The sequence below is a fragment of the Rhodococcus sp. YH3-3 genome, from assembly GCF_001653035.1.
Taxonomy (GTDB): domain Bacteria; phylum Actinomycetota; class Actinomycetes; order Mycobacteriales; family Mycobacteriaceae; genus Rhodococcus_F; species Rhodococcus_F qingshengii.
This window is the reverse complement of the sequence record NZ_BCWH01000001.1, coordinates 988,514-1,006,700: the sequence shown is the minus strand read 5'-3', so window position 1 is coordinate 1,006,700 and position 18,187 is coordinate 988,514. Positions and strand designations below refer to the sequence as shown.

Sequence of the window (18,187 nt, the reverse complement as noted above, 5' to 3'; positions counted from 1 at the left end):
CCATCTTCCCGCCCTAACGTACGAATTTGAAACGATCGTATTGCATTCGATAGTACAGTTGTGGGCGAAGATGTCGAGAAGCGAGGAAAGGACATGGCGATGACCGACAGGGACGTCGATGTACCCACGAGGATCTTGATCGAGGGACTACTGCGCACGGACGGAACTGTCGACGGGCACACCCTCTATGCCACCGCCGACGCCCTCGGCAAAACTGATCAACAGGTTCGGCTGTGCATCAGGCGGTTGGTCACCGAGGGGAAGTTCACTCAGGAAGGTCGCGGGCGACAGGCCACGCTACGAGCAACGCCGAAAGCCCTGCGCGAGATGGAACCCGACGTCGAATTCGTTCGGCTGGCCTATCGACAAGACCGCGACACTGTGACGCCGTGGGACGGGTACTGGCACCTGGCCGGATTCGCAATTCCGGAGTCGTCACGGAAAGGGCGAGATGCGCTGCGCACCAGGGTCGTTTACCTCGGCGGCGCGCTCGTCCAGGGCGGTCTGTACGTCTCGCCGCACGCCTGGGAACCGTATATTCGCGATGCGGCCGCCGAACTCGACGTCGAACAGCACCTGTCTTCTCTCACCACTCGAGATCTGAAAGTGGGCACTCTCGAAGATCCCGTGAAGATTGCCGCGCAGTTGTGGCCACTGGACCAGATCGCTGACGGATACGAACGGCTACTCGACGTAGCGACCGCACGCCTGCACAAACTGCAGAACAGTCCGGGTACCGATGCTGTCACGATGACCATCGAACTCGCGGCGGAATTCACGCGAGCCATGGAACCGGATCCGCTGTTGCCGCCGGAACTACTGCCCACCAACTGGATCGGCACGAGGGCTCGGTCGATCACTGCGCAGTGCTGGACGCTTCTGGCACAGGTGGACGGTGCCGACGAATTACCGTCGCTGTTCCACCTGTACGCAGATGCAATCGGTGACGATCAGGACGCAAGCGTGCGCTGACGGGGCGGCAGTCCGAAACGCCCGAGAACCTCGTCGACTGCGGTGGACGGTGTGACAAGTCCGCGATCCTGAAGCCACGGAATGGTGCTGTCCACCAGATGCTCGAGCGTGCGAGGCAATGCGAGAGGCAGCAACGTAACGCCGTCGGCGACCTCCGCAGCTCGGATATCGGCGATCAAACTGCCGAGACCGGAGGGCGTTCCGACGTAATGAAGCGAAACGGGAACCCGCGGCGAGGTCAACGCGCTGTCCAACTGCGCAAGCTCCTTACGAGCGGAGCGAGCCTCCGGCGCGATCAGAATCTCGAGATCGACCAGCACTGCGACGCTGTCGGGATCGCGTCCTTCTTCAGCGACGGCAGCGCGTATCCGTGCGCGTTCGAGCTGTGCCTCACGCAGATCCGCAGCGCGAATCCGAACCACATTGGTAGGGAATGAAGCCAAATCGAGAGCCTTTTCACCCTCGGTGAGGTCCACCCAGTAGTCGCCGCCGATGATGGGCAGGTTGCCGGGTGCGCCCTCAGCGGCCGGATGGTGACCGGATCCGGTCAACTCGACCGCTACGTGCAGAGAATGCGAAGCGAGTGAAGACATGTGAGACCTCCGAAAATCAGAAAAGTATGGGATGAGCGAGACGAATCGTCAGCTCGAACACATTCCTGAAGAGGTGCGGCACAGATCGACATGGCGACGGCACCACTGACCGAGAGTGATGCTCACTCTCGAAGGGGTGGCGGGAAAATCCGCTGGTGCCATGGCTGCCATGCTAGTTGTCCGTTCGAGTTTTCGGGGACCGAGCTCAGCTCAGACGCACTCGGCTGCGCCGGCATTGTCGTCTGCGGCTCCGAGGAAGGGGCGGGTCTCGGGCACAGGGTTCCACGCACCTGCCGTCTTCGCGTACTTCCAATCACGCTGATTCGAAACCAGGATGTTCACGGCGTCGACCAACCGCGTCACGTCGTCCGAGCTGCTACCGAGGCCGAGGCTGGCGCGAACTGCACCGCCGGAGAGGCCGAGGCGCGCGAGAACCGGATGTGCGCAGAAGCGACCGTCGCGAACTCCGATGCCGTGCTCGGCGGAGAGGAATGCGGCGATCTCGCCCGCTTCGAATCCGTCGACGGTGAAGGTGACGATTCCGACGGCGTCGGGAGCGTCGTTCCACAGTCGCACGAGTGAGACGCCCTCGATGGCGGACAAGCCGTCAGTGAGCTGGGCGGTGAGCGCCTTCTCATGCTCGGCGATCACGTCGAAGTCCAGGGCGTGCAGGGTTTCGCAGGCGGTCGCGATGGCTGCCGCACCGAGCACGTTGGGGGAACCCGCCTCGTGGCGTGCGGGCGCGCAAGCCCACTCGGTGGATTCGATGGTCACCTCACGCACGGCGCCGCCGCCGGCGAGGTACGGCTGAGCTTCGTCGAGCCAGTCACGGCGGCCGACGAGAACGCCGGCGCCGAAGGGCGCGTACAGCTTGTGGCCCGAGAACGCTACGTAGTCGACGCCGCATTCCTGCAGGTCGATGCGACGGTGGGGAGCCAACTGAGCAGCGTCGACGAGGATACGTGCGCCGCAACGGTGAGCGATGTCAGCCAAACGTGCAATCGGCAGGATCTCACCGGTCACGTTGGAGGCCCCGGTGATTGCGAGCAGCGCGGCAGGCTTGGTGCACAGTTCACCGATCAGACGCTCGATCGTTTCTTCGATGGTGTCTGCGGCGGTGACGATACGAGCGTCGTTCCACGGCAACAGGTTTGCGTGATGCTCGACGTCGAGGACGACGGTGCTGCCGGGGACGCACTGCGCAAGCAGGTTCAGCGAATCGGTGGTGTTCCGGGTGAAGACGACAACCTGATCGTCGGCACAGTTCACGAAACGAGCAACGGATTCACGAGCGTTCTCGTAGGTGAGCGTGGAGATCCGGGACGCGTAGCCGGCACCGCGGTGGACGCTGGCGTACGTGGGCAACAATTCGGCGATACGGTCGGTGACCTGGGCCAATGCCGGCGCGCTGGCCGCGTAGTCGAAGTTGGCGTAGGAGCATTCGCCGCCCTGAACCAATGGAACCTGCAGGTCGGCACCCGAAACCTTGGCAATCGCGGTGGTGCAGCAGGTGTCGGCACTCAATACAGCAGTCATCGAAGACAATCCTCACGTTCAAGGACTCGTTCGTCGGGAGATGGCCCCGGAAGAGTCCGCGCTTGCCGCATTCGTTTTCGAACGCAGCCGGGTCGTCACCCGGAGCACCCCACCGCGGAGGAGGGTTGCCGACCAGCAAGCCGGGGCTGAACACTGGTACTCGTGACCTGGCAACGAGGATGGCAGGAACCTCCCGCGCTTGTCAAGACGAAGCTGCGAAGACCGTCGTCACGGCGCGATCGTCCGGCAGGCGAGGTGGAGCGCAAGCCTGGTTTCCGGATCGGCCAGATCGACCGAGAGAAGGCGCTGAATTCTATCGACCCGACTCGATACGGTGTTGCGGTGCAAGCCCATTCGGGTTGCGGTGTGAGCCAGAGACGATTCTTCGTCGAGGTACGTCGACAGAGTCTCGAGCAACTCTCCATTGGAATCGCGTAGCGGTGCGAGCAATGCCGCGGCCGCAGGCTGGAAGGTGTCGGTTCGCGTCCACGCCAGCAGCAACTGCGCCAGCCCGAGGCGGTCCACGTGCAGGAATCGACCTGTTTGAGATCGGGAACCGGCGAGCCGAGCGGCATCCCCGGCCTCCGACAGGGACGAACCGATTCCAGCCGGACCGTCGTGTGCGCGTCCCACACCTACCCAGGTCTCCATCGTGGGTTCCAACCTGGCCTGAGCTGCACGGATGCACTCGGCGATCCTGGTGATCGCCTCCGGTCGCGGCTCGCCTGGCAGAGTCGTCCACGCCGCCCAGCCGTCAGCCTGTTCCACGACATTGGCGTCGATTCCCTCGGCGGCGAGAGCATCTGCAACCTCGCTGCGTCTTGCCACCAGGTCGACCTCACCGACCGCCAGGACTTTGATGCCGATGTGCCATCCGTCCAGCATCCAACCCGCGTCGAGTGCGCGCCGGAGCAGTCCGGGTGTGGCGTCTGCTGACGTGTCGATCAGTTCACCGAGCAACGCGCTACGCCGGCGCGCTTCACGCTCGTCGACCATGCGCGCAACGGCCAGTCGGTGCCCGGCAGCCAACGAGGCCACGTCGAGAACCACTGAGAGAGAAGCCTCTTCGACGCTTTGACGCACCGGGAGCAGCACCGCCAGCCAGGGCTCTCGGGCTGCGCCGGACATCACCGGGCACGCAATCAGGACCCCGCCGGAGTCCAATTCGACCGTGGTGGGCGCCCCGCGACCCGACAACATACCGGCAGCTGCTCGATCAGCGTCTGACAACAGGTCGGCGCCGGTCATCGGACGTCCGGACGTGTCCAGGAGAAAGAATGAACGCTGAAAGGTGTTCAGTAGCACCGACAGAAGATTCTCGACGCTTCCTCCGGCTCGTTGGCCCGCGTGTGTCGCCCGCAGTACTGCGTCGGCCATCACCGCCCGCGAATTCGAGAGAAGATCACGAAGATCCACGCTGAACTGCCACGGGTCGGATACTCCGAGCACCACCAGTCCGAGCCGATCGGCAAGCAACGAGAGATTCGCATCCTCCGCCGCAGCGCTGTGCACAGCGACCACCTGGCAGCCGGTCGCCGCTGTGCGCCGAAGGAGAGCGTCGAATCTCCACTCCCCGATGTCGATTCGATCGAGAATCACCAGAACTGATCCTGAACTCGCCGCACCCGACACGGCCTCGGCCGACTGTGCCGATTCCCCGGTGAGTGCTCCCACTGTCGTCACGACGGGATCACCCTCCCCGGCAAGTCGATACAGCCCGACAAAGGCCGGGTTGTTCAGCAACGCCGAAACACTCGCGCTCATCGCGCCTCCATCAGCACTGCGTCGTGGTCGATCCCGAATGCCCGCGGGCCGACAACTTTCAATCTGCCCACTTCGTCCGCCCACCACTGTGGACCGGGAAGAACCAACACGGCCACATCGTGCCCCTGGTGCACGGATTCACACGAGACGAAGGCGCCGGTCCGCACGTCGAGCAACGTCACGATGTCCGGGCACGTTGCAATCATCTCGCCGTCCAACGCGACGGTCAGGAACTCACTCTCGAATTCGACTCGTATCACCGCAGAACCGTGCTCGAGAATCACGCTGCCCCGACGATCGCCGGTGTCCGGACGACTACGACGGACCGCACGCACCCGGCCAGTCCCCATTACCAAGGCCCCGGAGCTCTCCGCGATCTCCTGCCAACTGCCCAGGGCCCCGATGTGCTGACCCAGTTCGTATGCTCGGGAGAGAGTTCCCGGAATGCACGCCTCCTGCACCGTCCGCGCATCGATCGACGCGATCGCCAGAGCGCCCCAACCGCTGGTTCTCCCGATCAACGACCGCACTGCTACCTCGGCGCCGAGCACATCCACTCCGTCGACGACGGTAATGAGGCCGCCGGGCTGGGCGAGTGTGACCGGGCACAATTCCAACCCGGCTGCGGCGAGAGAGAAGTGATCGAGCCGCGGCATCGCTCGACCCAGCAGGTCCGCGTCGACCACGGGAATTCCCAACGCCAACGCCGCCGCAATGCCGGAGAGAGCGTTGAGTCCACCGCCTTCGAAAGTCATCACTGCGGTCGGACGCTTCCCGGTCCAGCGCGTCAAAGCTGCTGCAGTATCTGCAAACTCACGCCCGGAGGGCAATTGCTCCTCCAAGGCCAGGGCCGATCCGACGATTCCCACCGGCATCACCAATGCCTCCTCCGGCAACTGGTCCGGCGCGATGACCTCCACCGAAGTAGACGTCATCAGTGGACGCAGCAATTCCACGAACAAGCGTGGATCGCCGCCCCCGCCGCAGCCCAGGACCACCGCCCCCGCTGCGATCGCGTCGAGGTCGGCCTCCCGGACCGCGTGCAGCCTGCTCACGGCTCGCTATTCTGCCAGTACAGGTTGCTCGAGTGTCTCCACCGGCAGGAACGGGCGATCGAGCCCGAAGCTAGCCGGGCCGAAGACCGCCAGTGCCTCCGGGGTTCTCATGATGGGTGGGGTCGCGATCCCGATGACCGCAACGCGCTGCCCGTACCGCAAGCCCTCGGTGGTGATGGGTTCGGCGGTATCGGCCTCGACGATGCAGATCAGGTCTGGCACGATCGCCACCATCACTCCGGATTGGACGGCGATCAGATTTTCGTTCTGGAACTGAACTTCCAGCTCTTCGTCTCCGACGCCGGCGATCCGCACCGAACCGCGAGCGAACCCCTCATCGGTTCGCCTGTCGACATCGATCACCTTGCCGTGAAAGAGAACTCGCCCGTATCCGTAGAGCGTGTCGGCGAGACTGTCGACAAGCGCCCGCACCGGGTCCACCCGCTGCTCACGTGAAAGTCTGATGGACCGGCCGATGGTCATGGCCAACGACAGAGTCCGTGGGATCGCCGTCCGCTTCACATCTGCACCCGTCATCGAGTACTGCGCGATGTGCGCCATCCCACCGAACCTCGACGTCACCCCGCGGGCGAGGCCCTCCAATCTGCTGTTGTCACTTCCGGTGTCGAAGATCGCCACCTCGTCGTGCTCGTTCGCCATGGCGAGCGGACTCGCCGAAATCCCGTACACCGAGAAGGTTTCCATCTCGAGCTGAGGAAAGGCTCGCCCCATCCCGTCGGCGTCGACAACCGGCAGGCCGCGCCGTGCGGCCACCAGCAACGGAATCATCGAATTGATTCCGCCGCACTCCATCGGCATCGTGGCATCTGCAGTTCGACCCGTGTGCTTCTCCAACGTGATCAGCGCCAGCTCGGGTTCGGTTCCGCGCGGCATCTTTTCGACCACGACGGTCGGGGCACCCATCTGCGCGACGGGAATCACCCACGCGTCGTCGTCAAGCTCCTCCGGATCGAGAATTGTGATTTCACCGGCCTCACCGAGCGCCTGCGTGACCAACATCTTGCCGACGAACGGATCTCCCCCGCCGCCGGTGCCCAACAAGGCTGCGCCCCTGGCGAGGTCGTCGAGATCCGCCGTTCGTAGTGTCCAACTCATCGTGAGCCCTCCTGACCGGTGGAGACCAAACCACTGTGCAGTGCCAAGTCACCGACTGCCTTCACTCGAATACGTGTTGCGTTGCCCGGCAGATACGGAATCGGGACCTCGTCGAACTCCACGATCTGCACCGACTCGGGCCGTGCGCCTGCGGCGACTGCCCGATCGATCGCCTCCTGGCGAGCATCGTCGGCAAAAACCTGCCGGTGCCCGTCCCGCACCGCTTCGACTCGATCTACCTCACCACTGACCTGCGCGATCGCAGCGCCGATCGCATTGGCAACATCGAAGCGCTCAGGACGAATCACCGTTCCCAGGCCCGGGAGTTCACGCTCCAGCAGTACCGATCCCCCGCCAACCGCCACAACGGGAAGTGGATCCGACGTGGTCCGCATCTGTTCCACGGCGTCGGCGACTCGGCGCGAGATCCGGTCGAGTGCCGTCGACACCAGGCCGCTGTCGAGGTGCGCCACCGCACTGCGATCTCCGACGTCGGCCAAGCCTGCCGCGACGGCTATGTCGGTGGCCGTCAACGTGTCACCGCCGAATACGAGTGCCTGTGAACCCAATTCGTATCCCACAGATTCGGGTCCGACTGTGAGTCCGTCTGCATCCACCAGCGAACCACCACCGATACCGATCGAGAAGACGTCCGGCATACGGAAATTGGTCCGTACCCCGGCGACCGTCACCTCCGTGGTGGCTTCTCGCGGGAAACCGTTGGTCAATACGCCCACGTCGGTAGTGGTACCTCCGATGTCGATCACCGCACAGCTGGCCAGACCGGACAGCACAGCGGCGCCTCGCATGGAGTTGGTCGGTCCCGATGCGAAAGTCGCCACCGGATAACGCCTCGCGTACTCGATGTCCATCAAGGTTCCGTCGTTCTGGCTCAGGTACAGCGGCGCGACAATGCCGTGCTCGACCAAAGATCGGGCAAGACCGTCGACGATGTGATCGGCGAGCTCGCGCAGCGCAGCATTGATGATGGTCGCGTTCTCCCGCTGGAGTAGACCCACTCGACCGATCTCGTGCGAGAGCGAAATTGCGACGTCCGGGCCGAGTTCCTCACGCACGATCTCCGCGGCGGCCGCTTCGCATTCGAGATTGACCGGAGAGAACACCGAAGATATTGCGACCGAACGAGTACCGCTGCGAGCCATATCGGCGGCATGGCGGCGAATCTCGTCGGGGTCCAGCGGCGAAATACGACGACCGTCGAACTCGTGCCCACCGTGAGCGAGGTAGTGCCTTCCTTGCACAGCGGAGACAAGGTCTCGCGGCCACCCCACCATCGGAGGAAGCGCCGCGGTCGCCGGAAGCCCCAATCGCAGAGCCGCTGTCGGTGCAAGTCCGCGTTGCTCGATGAGAGCGTTGAGAAAGTGCGTCGTGCCGATCATCACTGCTTGAACAGCGCTGGGAGAGAACGAGTACTGCTGCTGCAGCGCCGTCAGAGCTCCGCCGATTCCGCCGGTGATGTCCTTGCTGGTCGAGTGTTTGACATGCCCGATGACGGTGGTCCCGTCCATCAGGACCGCGTCGGTGTTCGTACCACCGACGTCGATTCCGATTCGCATCGCGAACTCCCTTCTACAGTGTGTGCCGTGCTAGTGCGTGAGCGCAGATTTCCCCGAAGTCTCTTGCGGCGCTTCGGTGGCGGTGCGTCCGACTCCGCGAATCAGGCCGAGTCGACCCGCGACGACGTAGAGAACGAAGGCCGAGGCCACCGCGTTGATCGACGGCAGGCCGAAGGTGCTGTAATGACCGATCAGCGCCGAGACGATCCAGATCACCAGCGTGGCCGGTACCCAAGTGGGTGCCGAGTTCGGGAGGGTACCCGCAGCTCGACTCTCCTCCAGATCCTTGCGCCATGTCTTGACGATGAAGTATTCCGCCACCATGATCCCGGCGATCGGCGGGAATCCGACGCCCAACAGGATCAGGAAGTCGGTGAACGAGTTCAGGATTCCGGCAGCCGCGAGGACCGAACCGGTGATGCCGACAACTGCTGTGACAACTGCGCGATTGATCCGTCGACCGAACACGACGTCGATGAAGTTCACGACGCCGAGCCCCGAGCTGTACAGGTTCCAGTCGTTGATCTTGAAGGTGCCGAGAACGATGATCAGAACGCCGACCCAACCGACCGACGAGAGAATGATCGTGGCAATGTCGGAACTGCGAACGGCATGGGCAAGGAGAACACCGGTCAGCCCGATCACGTATTCGCCCAACGTTATCCCGACGAGCGTCTGCTTCACGACATCGCCTGCCGTGCGGTTGAAGCGCGTCATGTCAGGTGTGATCACTGCTCCGGCAATGAAACCGCCTGCGACGATGGTAGTTCCGGCGAGGAAGCTGAGCTCCGGCCCGGCTGGAGCAGATGCCATCAGATCTGACAGCGAGTGATTACGCAGTTCGGCGATGACGGCCCAACCGACCAGGATCAGGAACAGCGGAACGGTGATGTTGGCGATCAGTTGCATGGATCCGAACCCGCGAAGGACTATCGCGGTGATCAGGAGACCGAAGGCCAAAGCCCACGCCCACTGCGGCAGAAACGGCATGATTCCGTGCAAACCTGATGCAGAGACAGCAGATTGAATGCCGAACCAACCGATCAGGCTGACCCCGATCACCAAACCGATCACCGCGGAACCTGCGTGCCCGAATCCACACCAGCGTGCGACCACCGATGTGTTGAGCCCTTCACGAACCCCGATGATGCCGATGAAAATACAGACGACCTCGAGAATCACCGCCCCGACTGTCAATGCCCAGAAGGCATTCCAGAACGTCATACCGTAGCCGAGCGTCGCACCGAGCAAGAACTGTGCGAGTGCCGATACCTGACCGAATCGCTGTACTGCCACCGAGAACCACGAATATCGTGCTTCGTCGGGAACGCGGGTGAGCGCGTAGTCGTCACCGTCGGACACTTCACCGCCGGCGGCGGTCGTTGACGTGTTTTTCATGACGGACTCCTCGAATAGTTGGGAAGTGTTCTCGGAGAAGACGGTACGAATGTGGCAGGGGTCACGCCTATGGGCGAATTGGCGTTTCTTCGTGTTACGACAATGCATTTCGCACAGTCGTCATTTCACACAGTCGCCAAATGGCACGGGTCTAACGCAACGCGTACCCGCCGTCGGGGTACAGCGTGGAACCCGTTGTGTACGTGTTGGTGAAGAGATAGAACACCGCTTGTGCAATCTCGTCTTCGTTCCCGACGCGGCCGAGCACGTTGTTCTCGGCACTCCAGGTGAACGCGGCCTCCCGAACCTCCGCCGGGCGCTGAGCCCACAGATGCCCGTCGATGGTTCCGGGAGCGACAGTGTTGACGCGGATCGGCGACAGTTCGACCGCCAGCCCCCGCCCGAGCCCCTCGATTGCCGCGTTGGCTGCAACGTATGCCGCGGCAGCTGCGGGTGGCCGCACACTGGCAGCGCCGGACATGAGGACCACCGATGCGGTGGGTGCCAGCTTGTCGAGCGCAGCGTGCACGACGCGGTACTGCCCCCAGAACTTGGAGGTGAACGGCGACGCCGCTTCATCGACGCTCTGTTCACGGAACGAGCCGACCTGGTAATCGGCAGCCGTCGTGAAGAGAGCGTCGACGCTGGGGATGTTGGTGAAGAACGCTTTCACCGAGTCGTCGTCGGAGGTGTCGACGGTGAACCAGTGCGCAGCCTCACCCAGCTGCGCGGCCGCTGCTTCGAGCTTGGATGCGGTTCGGCCACCGAGAACTACCTGCGCGCCGGCGTCGACGGCAAGCTGCGCCACTCGCAGCCCGATGCCTGTTCCGCCGCCGATCAGTACGACGGTCTTGCCTGAGAGAGGAGAAGGTGTCGTTGTCATGCAGCGACTGTAGGGCTCACCGAATTGTCCCGACATGTGCAGAATGCACAGATTTCACTACGGCACAGTGCCAAGTATCGAGACTTAGCTGTTAGAGGACACCGCCCCCGGGGATCTCGCTTGACGACGTTTGCTGCGTCGAAACTGCCTTCACATGTACTCCTCCTTCGAGTTCGCTTGTAACAAAACAACTCCCACGACCGAAAATGTCGGTGAACCACAACAGCGAAGGGAAGTAACGACTATGGGATCAGCAGACGTCATGGCCTGGCTCGCCGAGGGTTACCTCGCCGGCGATCCGATTCGCTATCCGCTCTACGTCGGATCGATGTTCCTCGCGATGCCGTTCCAACTGATCGGCGTAATTCTGGGTCACCCCTTCTGAATCGTCACATCAGGCCAGGGCGGTCGACGTAGAACTGCCAGGGTTGCGATCACCGCGGCCGCCAGCCCGATGAACTCCCCCATCAAAGCCGCCCTGGTGTGATCGACGGCCGGTGACCACGACGGCTCACCCTCGTGGATCGAGAACACTCCCACTGGCACCGGTATCGGGTCGCGGCGCCACCGCCGGTGTAGACGCGAAACCGTGATGATCGTCGATCCGTCGCTGGTCTGGTGCGGTTCTCCGAAGATCGTCGAGGCCCCTGATTCCCCTCGAAATCGCTCCACCGCATCACGAATCTCCATGATCTCCATCGTCGCACCGAAACAGCAACCCTGTGCGAGTATCGATCGATGGCCGAGTGGTGGAATCCGAGCAGGCGCGTCGAGCGATGGTGGCAGACGATCGTGCTGGCCTGGCTTCTCATTTTCTTCGGCCCAACCACCATCGACAAGGTCATCACAGAACCCACAGCTTGGAATTGGACATTCCTCGCAATCTGGCTTTTCGCGACGGTCGGGTCTGCTTACTACGCAGGCCAGGCCTGGCGAAACAGGAACAAACCTCAGTCGGTGTGGTGGGAAGGGACAACTGCCCCCACCGAAGTACCCGCCGACGACGTCCGTAGCGCACTCGCGTCGACAGACGACCGCATTCCGGCAATCAAGGCACTACGCGAACTACATCCGGGCTTGGGCCTGAAGGATGCGATGGATCTGATCGACGCTCAGCGGGGCGAACAGGGCCCGCAACACTGATAGTTGCGACCATCACAATCACAGTTAGGTATCGACACCTGACCGCCACGATCGAGCGAGCACGCCAAGAGTTAACCACCTGACAGACAGGCTGTTTCGCCTAGTTTGACAAATGTGGTCAATCGGTGAGCGTCGACTCGACCGATTCAACTCACCGTACCAATCGAATTCGCCGTTCAACATTCCACTCATGACCCAATGCCACTATTACCCAACGATTTACAACCGGAGCTACGGCATCCGGTGAGAACTTTCGCGACAGTGCAGCATCTTTCGTCCAGTTGAGTTGACCGAAACTTGACGTTACGTTGAATTTCAAAGCAATAGCCCGGTCTTGACCTGCGATGGTGTGAGCGAAACGCCCACCTACGCGTGACATGTGGCCGCCCTGCGGGGCGCTGTGAATGCCTGAACGTTCGAGGAGTGGAATGACTGCGGTCAAAACTGCGTGGCGTGAACTACGGAAACCCGTGTTCATCCCCGCGTCGATAGTGATCTTTGCCCTGATCGCCTTTGCCGTGATCTACGCGGGAACAGCCGCGGACGCTTTCGAAACACTCAACAACGTGATCAGCGACGGCGTCGGCTGGTGGTACATCCTCTCGGCCACCGGTTTCGTCATTTTTGCGCTGTACTGCGGAATCAGCCGCATCGGCAACATTCGATTGGGACGTGACGACGAGCAGCCCGAGTTCGGGATGCTCTCGTGGTTCGCGATGCTCTTCAGCGCCGGCATGGGCATCGGGCTCGTGTTCTACGGAGTAGCCGAACCACTTTCGCACTACGTGACCCCACCCGTCGCCGGGCAGATCGCCGGATCCACGGACGCCGCAGCCAATCAAGCCATGGAACTGACGCTGTTCCACTGGGGCTTGCATGCATGGGCGATCTACGTCGTCGTCGGCCTTGGTCTGGCGTACATGACCTACCGCAAGGGTCGTCCGCTCTCGATCCGTTGGTTGCTCGAGCCGCTCCTCGGACGGGCTCGCATCGAAGGAAAGATCGGCCACGCCATCGACGTCGTCGCCATCGTCGGCACGCTGTTCGGTGTCGCGACGTCGCTGGGCTTCGGTGTCCAGCAGATCTCGGCCGGCCTCGACTACCTCGGCTGGGTGGAGACCGACAACTGGTTGGTCATCACCATCATCGTCATCGTGACGGGCATGGCCACCTTCTCGGTCGTCTCCGGCGTCACCAAGGGCCTCAAGTGGCTCTCCAACATCAACATGATGCTTGCTGCCGCGCTGGCCCTGTTCGTCCTGATTCTGGGACCGACATTGTTCCTGATGCAGTCGTGGGTGCAGAACCTCGGCGGATACGTCCAGGCCTTGCCCGAGCTGATGCTGCGCACGTCCCCGTTCGCCGAAGACGGCTGGCAGGGTGCATGGACCATCTTCTACTGGGGTTGGTGGATGAGTTGGGCACCGTTCGTCGGCATGTTCATCGCGCGCATCTCACGCGGCCGCACCATCCGCGAATTCGTCTTCGGTGTGCTGCTGGCCCCGACGCTGGTTGGTTCGTTGTGGTTCACGATCTTCGGTAACTCCGGCATTCTGCGTCAGCGCAACGAGGGCACGATGCTCGACGCATCCGGCTCAGTGGACACCAACACGTCATTGTTCACGCTTCTCGACGGACTTCCGCTCGGAACGATTTCGAGTGTTCTCGCGATCGTCGTGATCGTCTTCTTCTTCGTCACGTCCGCGGACTCCGGCTCGATCGTCATCGACATCCTCGCGACCGGTGGCAGCTTGGAGACCTCCAAGATCACGCGTGTCTACTGGACGTTCCTCTCCGGTGCCGCGGCCGCAGTTCTCCTCATCGTGGGTGGCAGTGGATCGCTCACGGCGCTGCAAACCGTTGCCATCGCCACGGCGGTACCGTTCTCGGTCATCATGGTGCTGGCATGTCTGTCGATGCTGAAGGCGTTCCGATACGAGGTCGCGTCGGCACCACGCTACCTGCGGGTTTCTACAAATGCCTCGGCATCGACCGACGTTCCGCAACCCACCGAAAAGCGGCTCCGCGATCTGAAGATCTCGTCGACCTTCGCCGGGCTGACCCCGTCACAAAGCGGAATCACGACGGATCCCTCCGACGCCCACATGCTCGTCGCGGTCCACGAAGTTCCCGCCCATGCGGTCAACATCGACCCGGATACCGGCGCCGTCGACTTCTCCGAGGAATCGAAGGTCGTCGATCCGCTGGGCGGAGAGGTGTTCGACACACCCGAGTTCGCCGACTCGGCAGAAGGCCACGCGCAAGCTGCCAGTACGGACTGACCGGCACGTTCGGCATGTTGCATTAGGCATATCTGTTCACCAACTCGCAAACTTGTCATGAGACTTTCAACTCGACAGTTCGCAGGACTCTAAGTTTCGTGAGTAGAACAGGACCAACGGGTTTGCCACTCCAGTCGCAGTCGGAGACGGAACAATCTTTCGGGATTCCGTCCGTATTCCTACGGTCGGCGCATGCACCTGCGCCGCGCACGCTCATCGACATCGTGCGGGCCTCAGCCGAGGCCAACCCGGAAGCACCTGCCATCGACGACGGCGACACCACACTGTCGTACTCGGAGTTGCTCGACGAGATCGAGCTCGGTGCGCGCTGGCTCGGTGATGCCGGCGTCGGCGCAGGTGACCGCGTCGGAATCAGGATGCCGTCAGGTTCGCGTTCGCTGTACGTCGCGATCCTGTCGATCCTCGCGGCGGGCGCCGCCTACGTTCCCGTCGACGCCGACGATCCGGAAGAGCGCGCCGAGTTGGTGTTCGGCGAGGCGCAGGTAGCGGCAATCATCACCGGCGACGGAATCCAGCCGGGGACGGCGCCGAAGCGGCTCGAACATCCACCGGTTCGCGAACCCGAACCCGAGGACGACGCCTGGATCATCTTCACCTCAGGATCCACCGGCACCCCCAAAGGCGTCGCGGTCACTCACCTCAATGCCGCGGCGTTCGTCGACGCCGAGGCGCGCATGTTCCTCCAGGACGAGCCCATCGGGCCTGGTGACCGCGTCCTCGCGGGGCTGTCCGTGGCATTCGACGTCTGTGGCCGGCCGAGGCCCTCGAAGCCGTTCGACTCCTGATCTTCGGCGGCGAAGCCTGCCCACCCGAACTGGCAGAGCGCCTGGCCGTCGAGGGCCGCGAGGTCTGGAACACTTACGGCCCCACCGAGGCAACCGTCGTCGCCTGCGGCGCACTGATGGACGGCAAGAGCCCCGTCAGCATCGGCCTCCCCCTCGACGGCTGGGACCTTGCCGTCGTCGACGCCCAGAGCAATCCCGTCGCGGTCGGTGAGGTAGGCGAGCTGGTGATCGGCGGCGTCGGCCTCGCCCGTTACCTCGATCCCGCGAAGGACGCCGAGAAGTACGCGTCGATGCCCTCTCTCGGGTGGGAACGCGCCTACCGAAGCGGCGACCTGGTCCGGCTCGAGACCACCGGCCTGATGTTCCAGGGCCGCGCGGACGATCAGGTCAAGCTCGGCGGCAGGCGCATCGAACTCGGTGAGGTCGACAACGCCTTGCAGAACCTGCCGGGTGTGAGCGGCGCTGCCGCAGCCGTGAAGAAGACGGCAGCCGGCAACCAGCTCCTCGTCGGATACATCGCCAGCACGGATCCCGACTTCGATCTCAAGGCCGCTCATGCGCTGCTCAGCGAGCAACTACCAGCGGCCCTCGTGCCGCGTCTGGCGTTGATGGACGAACTTCCGACGCGTACGTCAGGCAAGGTCGACCGCAATGCGCTGCCGTGGCCGTTGCCCGGCGCCGGTGAAGATGCCGGGGCCGCGTTGGGCCTCGACGGCACCGCTGCCTGGGTTGCCGGTCTGTGGGGTTCGATCCTGGGCGCGCAGATCACCGGACTCGACGACGACTTCTTCGAAGTGGGCGGCGGATCCCTCTCTGCGGCTCAGCTGGTAACCGCCCTGCGCGAGCGGTTCCCCGAAGTGACCGTCGCACAGCTCTACGACCACCCACGGTTGGGATCGCTCGCCGAATATCTCGACGAATTGGCACCCACCGAAACTGTGGAGCCGCGCATCGTCGCTCCGACACCCTTGAAGACTCAGCTCGCGCAGATCGCCGTCACCGTTCCGCTCACGACGCTCACCGGACTGCAGTGGGTGACGTGGCTGGCGATCGCGAACAACGTCCTCGGCTGGTTCGTCGACGTCAGCTGGGCGCCCACGGTCTCGTGGTGGTGGATCCTGTTGGCGTTCATCGTGTTCATCACGCCGATCGGCCGTATGACCATCGCCGTCGTCGGGGCGCGCCTGCTCCTACGCAAGTTGGAGCCAGGAACGTACCCGCGAGGTGGTAGTGAACACCTGCGTCTGTGGATAGCGCTCCGACTCACCGAAGCCAGTGGCGCAGCCAACCTTTCGGGCGCACCGTGGATGCTCTACTACGCCCGCGCCCTCGGCGCCGACATCGGCAGCGGCGTCGATCTCCACACACTTCCTCCCATCACCGGCATGCTCGAACTCGGTGACGGCTGCTCCGTCGAACCCGAAGTCGACCTCTCCGGCCACTGGATCGACGGCGACGTCATTCACATCGGCGAGATCAAGATCGGTGACGGCGCCTCCGTCGGTTCACGCTCGACGCTTCTGCCCGGCGCGCGTATCGGTCGCGACGCCGTCGTCGAACCCGGATCTGCGGTGTTCGGCCGAGTGAAGGCAAACCAGCAGTGGGCCGGCTCCCCCGCCACCAAGGTCGGGAAAGCGAATCATCCTTGGCCTGCCGAACATCCGAAGCGTGCACCCGGCTGGGTGCCGGTATACGGTGTCACCTCGGTCTTCCTGGCCGGTATGCCGATCTTCGCGCTGATGGCCGGGATCGCATTGATCGGTTGGTGGATTCGCGACACCGACACGCTCGCGAGTGCAGTGCTCCAATCGCTGATCATGCTTCCCGTCGCGACCATCCTGAGTTTGCTCGTCTTCGCAGTCGTCACCCTTGTGGCCGTTCGTCTTCTCTCGATCGGGCTGACCCCCGGCTACCACCCTGTCCGCAGCCGCATCGGCTGGCAGGTGTGGGCGACCGAACGCCTGCTCGACTCGGCCAGAACCTTCCTCTTCCCGCTCTACGCGAGCCTGCTGACGCCGGGATGGCTCCGCCTCCTCGGCGCCAAGATCGGCAAGAACGTCGAAGCATCCACCGTGCTCCTCCTTCCCAAGTTCACGACGGTCGCCGACGGCGCATTCCTCGCCGACGACACCATGGTTGCGAGCTACGGCCTCGGCGGCGGCTGGATGCACATCGAACAGGCCAAGATCGGCAAGCGTGCGTTCCTCGGCAACTCCGGTATGACCGCCCCCGGTCGACGCGTCCCCAAGAACGGTCTCGTGGCGGTTCTGTCGGCCACCCCGTCCAAGGCCAAGTCCGGATCATCGTGGCTGGGTAGTCCACCGGTACGTCTGAGAAGGGCTGCCGGGGACACCGACGCCGCCCGCACGTTCAATCCGCCCATGCGCCTCAAGATCGCCCGCGGAGTGGTCGAAACCTGCCGACTGATCCCCGTCATGGTCACGTTCGGCATCGGTCTCGGTGTTCTGTTTGCACTCGAAGCACTGGTCGGCGCAGTCGGATTCTGGTTCGCGGCTCTGCTGAGCGGCGTAATTCTGCTCGTCGCCGGAGCAGTGGCGGGCGCGATCACCATCGCCGCCAAGTGGATCGTCGTCGGACGCATCGCCAAGGTCGAGCATCCGCTGTGGAGTTCGTTCGTCTGGCGAAACGAGGTAGCCGACGCCTTCGTCGAGACCGTCGCGGCGCCGTGGTTCGCTCGCGCGGCGACTGGTACTGCCGTACTGAACATCTTCTTGCGTGGACTCGGGGCCAAGATCGGTAAGGGCGTTTGGTGTGAGTCGTACTGGCTACCCGAGGCAGATCTTGTGACTTTGGGCGACGGAGCGACAGTGGAACGGGGGTGCGTCGTGCAAACTCATCTCTTCCATGATCGGATCATGTCCATGGACACCGTCACTTTGGGAGCAGGAGCAACGCTGGGACCGCACTGTGTCGCGCTACCCGCAGCCGGCATCGGCGCGGGAGCGACGGTAGGGCCTGCATCTCTGGTGATGCGAGGTGACACCGTTCCGCCCTCCACCCGCTGGCAGGGCAACCCGATTGCACCGTGGGTGGCGTCGTGA

The 18,187-nt window shown here is 63.1% G+C and carries 13 protein-coding genes, 1 pseudogene and 1 riboswitch; of the genes and pseudogenes, 5 read left to right on the top strand and 9 right to left on the bottom strand.

All coding sequences use genetic code 11. The features are described from left to right. The first annotated feature begins 93 nt into the window (after positions 1-93). Complete coding sequence (locus tag YH3_RS04735) at positions 94-972, top strand: PaaX family transcriptional regulator C-terminal domain-containing protein (protein ID WP_007727134.1); 879 nt, start codon at positions 94-96, stop codon at positions 970-972. On the opposite strand, the gene YH3_RS04730 is transcribed toward YH3_RS04735, so the two are convergent. From YH3_RS04730 to YH3_RS04695, 8 genes are all read right to left on the bottom strand, one after another. Beyond that, positions 951-1,565 carry a hypothetical protein gene (locus tag YH3_RS04730; RefSeq protein ID WP_003941149.1) on the bottom strand — a complete coding sequence of 205 codons (615 nt, stop codon included), beginning with the start codon at positions 1,563-1,565 and terminating at the stop codon, positions 951-953. The genes YH3_RS04735 and YH3_RS04730 overlap by 22 nt on opposite strands. Positions 1,566-1,775: 210 nt before the next feature. Further along, positions 1,776-3,101 (bottom strand): aminotransferase class V-fold PLP-dependent enzyme, encoded by a 1,326-nt coding sequence (locus tag YH3_RS04725; protein ID WP_003941108.1) that lies wholly within the window; start codon positions 3,099-3,101, stop codon positions 1,776-1,778. Positions 3,102-3,154: 53 nt separating this feature from the next. Further along, positions 3,155-3,269, bottom strand: a riboswitch (SAM riboswitch). 60 nt (positions 3,270-3,329) lie between these two features. Beyond that, positions 3,330-4,865 carry a CdaR family transcriptional regulator gene (locus YH3_RS04720; RefSeq protein ID WP_064443046.1) on the bottom strand — a complete coding sequence of 512 codons (1,536 nt, stop codon included), beginning with the start codon at positions 4,863-4,865 and terminating at the stop codon, positions 3,330-3,332. Next, complete coding sequence (locus YH3_RS04715; RefSeq protein WP_007727136.1) at positions 4,862-5,920, bottom strand: DUF917 domain-containing protein; 1,059 nt, start codon at positions 5,918-5,920, stop codon at positions 4,862-4,864. Before YH3_RS04715 ends, YH3_RS04720 begins: the two co-directional genes overlap by 4 nt. 6 nt (positions 5,921-5,926) lie before the next feature. Beyond that, positions 5,927-7,036, bottom strand: a complete 1,110-nt coding sequence (locus YH3_RS04710) for a DUF917 domain-containing protein (protein ID WP_007727138.1) — start codon at positions 7,034-7,036, stop codon at positions 5,927-5,929. Next, positions 7,033-8,613 carry a hydantoinase/oxoprolinase N-terminal domain-containing protein gene (locus YH3_RS04705; RefSeq protein WP_047269701.1) on the bottom strand — a complete coding sequence of 527 codons (1,581 nt, stop codon included), beginning with the start codon at positions 8,611-8,613 and terminating at the stop codon, positions 7,033-7,035. Before YH3_RS04705 ends, YH3_RS04710 begins: the two co-directional genes overlap by 4 nt. 30 nt (positions 8,614-8,643) lie before the next feature. Continuing rightward, positions 8,644-10,011 carry a cytosine permease gene (locus tag YH3_RS04700; RefSeq protein ID WP_064443045.1) on the bottom strand — a complete coding sequence of 456 codons (1,368 nt, stop codon included), beginning with the start codon at positions 10,009-10,011 and terminating at the stop codon, positions 8,644-8,646. Between the two features lie 151 nt (positions 10,012-10,162). Beyond that, positions 10,163-10,894 carry an SDR family oxidoreductase gene (locus YH3_RS04695; protein WP_007727145.1) on the bottom strand — a complete coding sequence of 244 codons (732 nt, stop codon included), beginning with the start codon at positions 10,892-10,894 and terminating at the stop codon, positions 10,163-10,165. 244 nt (positions 10,895-11,138) lie between these two features. Between YH3_RS04695 and YH3_RS35945 the strand changes: the two genes are divergently transcribed. Continuing rightward, the gene (locus YH3_RS35945) at positions 11,139-11,279 is read left to right on the top strand and encodes a hypothetical protein (RefSeq protein ID WP_003941170.1); all 141 of its coding nucleotides are present in this window, start codon (positions 11,139-11,141) and stop codon (positions 11,277-11,279) included. On the opposite strand, the gene YH3_RS04690 is transcribed toward YH3_RS35945, so the two are convergent. After that, entirely contained in the window at positions 11,267-11,593 is a 327-nt protein-coding gene (locus YH3_RS04690; protein ID WP_003941185.1) for a hypothetical protein, read from the bottom strand. The two genes, YH3_RS35945 and YH3_RS04690, sit on opposite strands and share 13 nt — an antisense overlap. 39 nt (positions 11,594-11,632) lie before the next feature. On the opposite strand from YH3_RS04690, the gene YH3_RS04685 reads away from it, so the two are divergent. From YH3_RS04685 to YH3_RS04675, 3 genes and pseudogenes are all read left to right on the top strand, one after another. Beyond that, positions 11,633-12,037, top strand: a complete 405-nt coding sequence (locus YH3_RS04685) for a hypothetical protein (RefSeq protein WP_047269703.1) — start codon at positions 11,633-11,635, stop codon at positions 12,035-12,037. Positions 12,038-12,465: 428 nt separating this feature from the next. Then, positions 12,466-14,319, top strand: a complete 1,854-nt coding sequence (locus YH3_RS04680; RefSeq protein ID WP_047269704.1) for a BCCT family transporter — start codon at positions 12,466-12,468, stop codon at positions 14,317-14,319. A 122-nt stretch (positions 14,320-14,441) separates the two neighbouring features. After that, positions 14,442-18,187 (top strand): annotated as a pseudogene (locus tag YH3_RS04675) (Pls/PosA family non-ribosomal peptide synthetase).

What these genes read in the sequence shown, in the direction of transcription:
- YH3_RS04735 (WP_007727134.1), top strand. Translation starts at nt 94, where the DNA reads ATGGCGATGACCGACAGGGACGTCGATGTACCCACGAGGATCTTGATC.
- YH3_RS04730 (WP_003941149.1), bottom strand. Translation starts at nt 1,565, where the DNA reads ATGTCTTCACTCGCTTCGCATTCTCTGCACGTAGCGGTCGAGTTGACC.
- YH3_RS04725 (WP_003941108.1), bottom strand. Translation starts at nt 3,101, where the DNA reads ATGACTGCTGTATTGAGTGCCGACACCTGCTGCACCACCGCGATTGCC.
- YH3_RS04720 (WP_064443046.1), bottom strand. Translation starts at nt 4,865, where the DNA reads ATGAGCGCGAGTGTTTCGGCGTTGCTGAACAACCCGGCCTTTGTCGGG.
- YH3_RS04710 (WP_007727138.1), bottom strand. Translation starts at nt 7,036, where the DNA reads ATGAGTTGGACACTACGAACGGCGGATCTCGACGACCTCGCCAGGGGC.
- YH3_RS04705 (WP_047269701.1), bottom strand. Translation starts at nt 8,613, where the DNA reads ATGCGAATCGGAATCGACGTCGGTGGTACGAACACCGACGCGGTCCTG.
- YH3_RS04700 (WP_064443045.1), bottom strand. Translation starts at nt 10,011, where the DNA reads ATGAAAAACACGTCAACGACCGCCGCCGGCGGTGAAGTGTCCGACGGT.
- YH3_RS04695 (WP_007727145.1), bottom strand. Translation starts at nt 10,894, where the DNA reads ATGACAACGACACCTTCTCCTCTCTCAGGCAAGACCGTCGTACTGATC.
- YH3_RS35945 (WP_003941170.1), top strand. Translation starts at nt 11,139, where the DNA reads ATGGGATCAGCAGACGTCATGGCCTGGCTCGCCGAGGGTTACCTCGCC.
- YH3_RS04690 (WP_003941185.1), bottom strand. Translation starts at nt 11,593, where the DNA reads ATGGAGATCATGGAGATTCGTGATGCGGTGGAGCGATTTCGAGGGGAA.
- YH3_RS04685 (WP_047269703.1), top strand. Translation starts at nt 11,633, where the DNA reads ATGGCCGAGTGGTGGAATCCGAGCAGGCGCGTCGAGCGATGGTGGCAG.
- YH3_RS04680 (WP_047269704.1), top strand. Translation starts at nt 12,466, where the DNA reads ATGACTGCGGTCAAAACTGCGTGGCGTGAACTACGGAAACCCGTGTTC.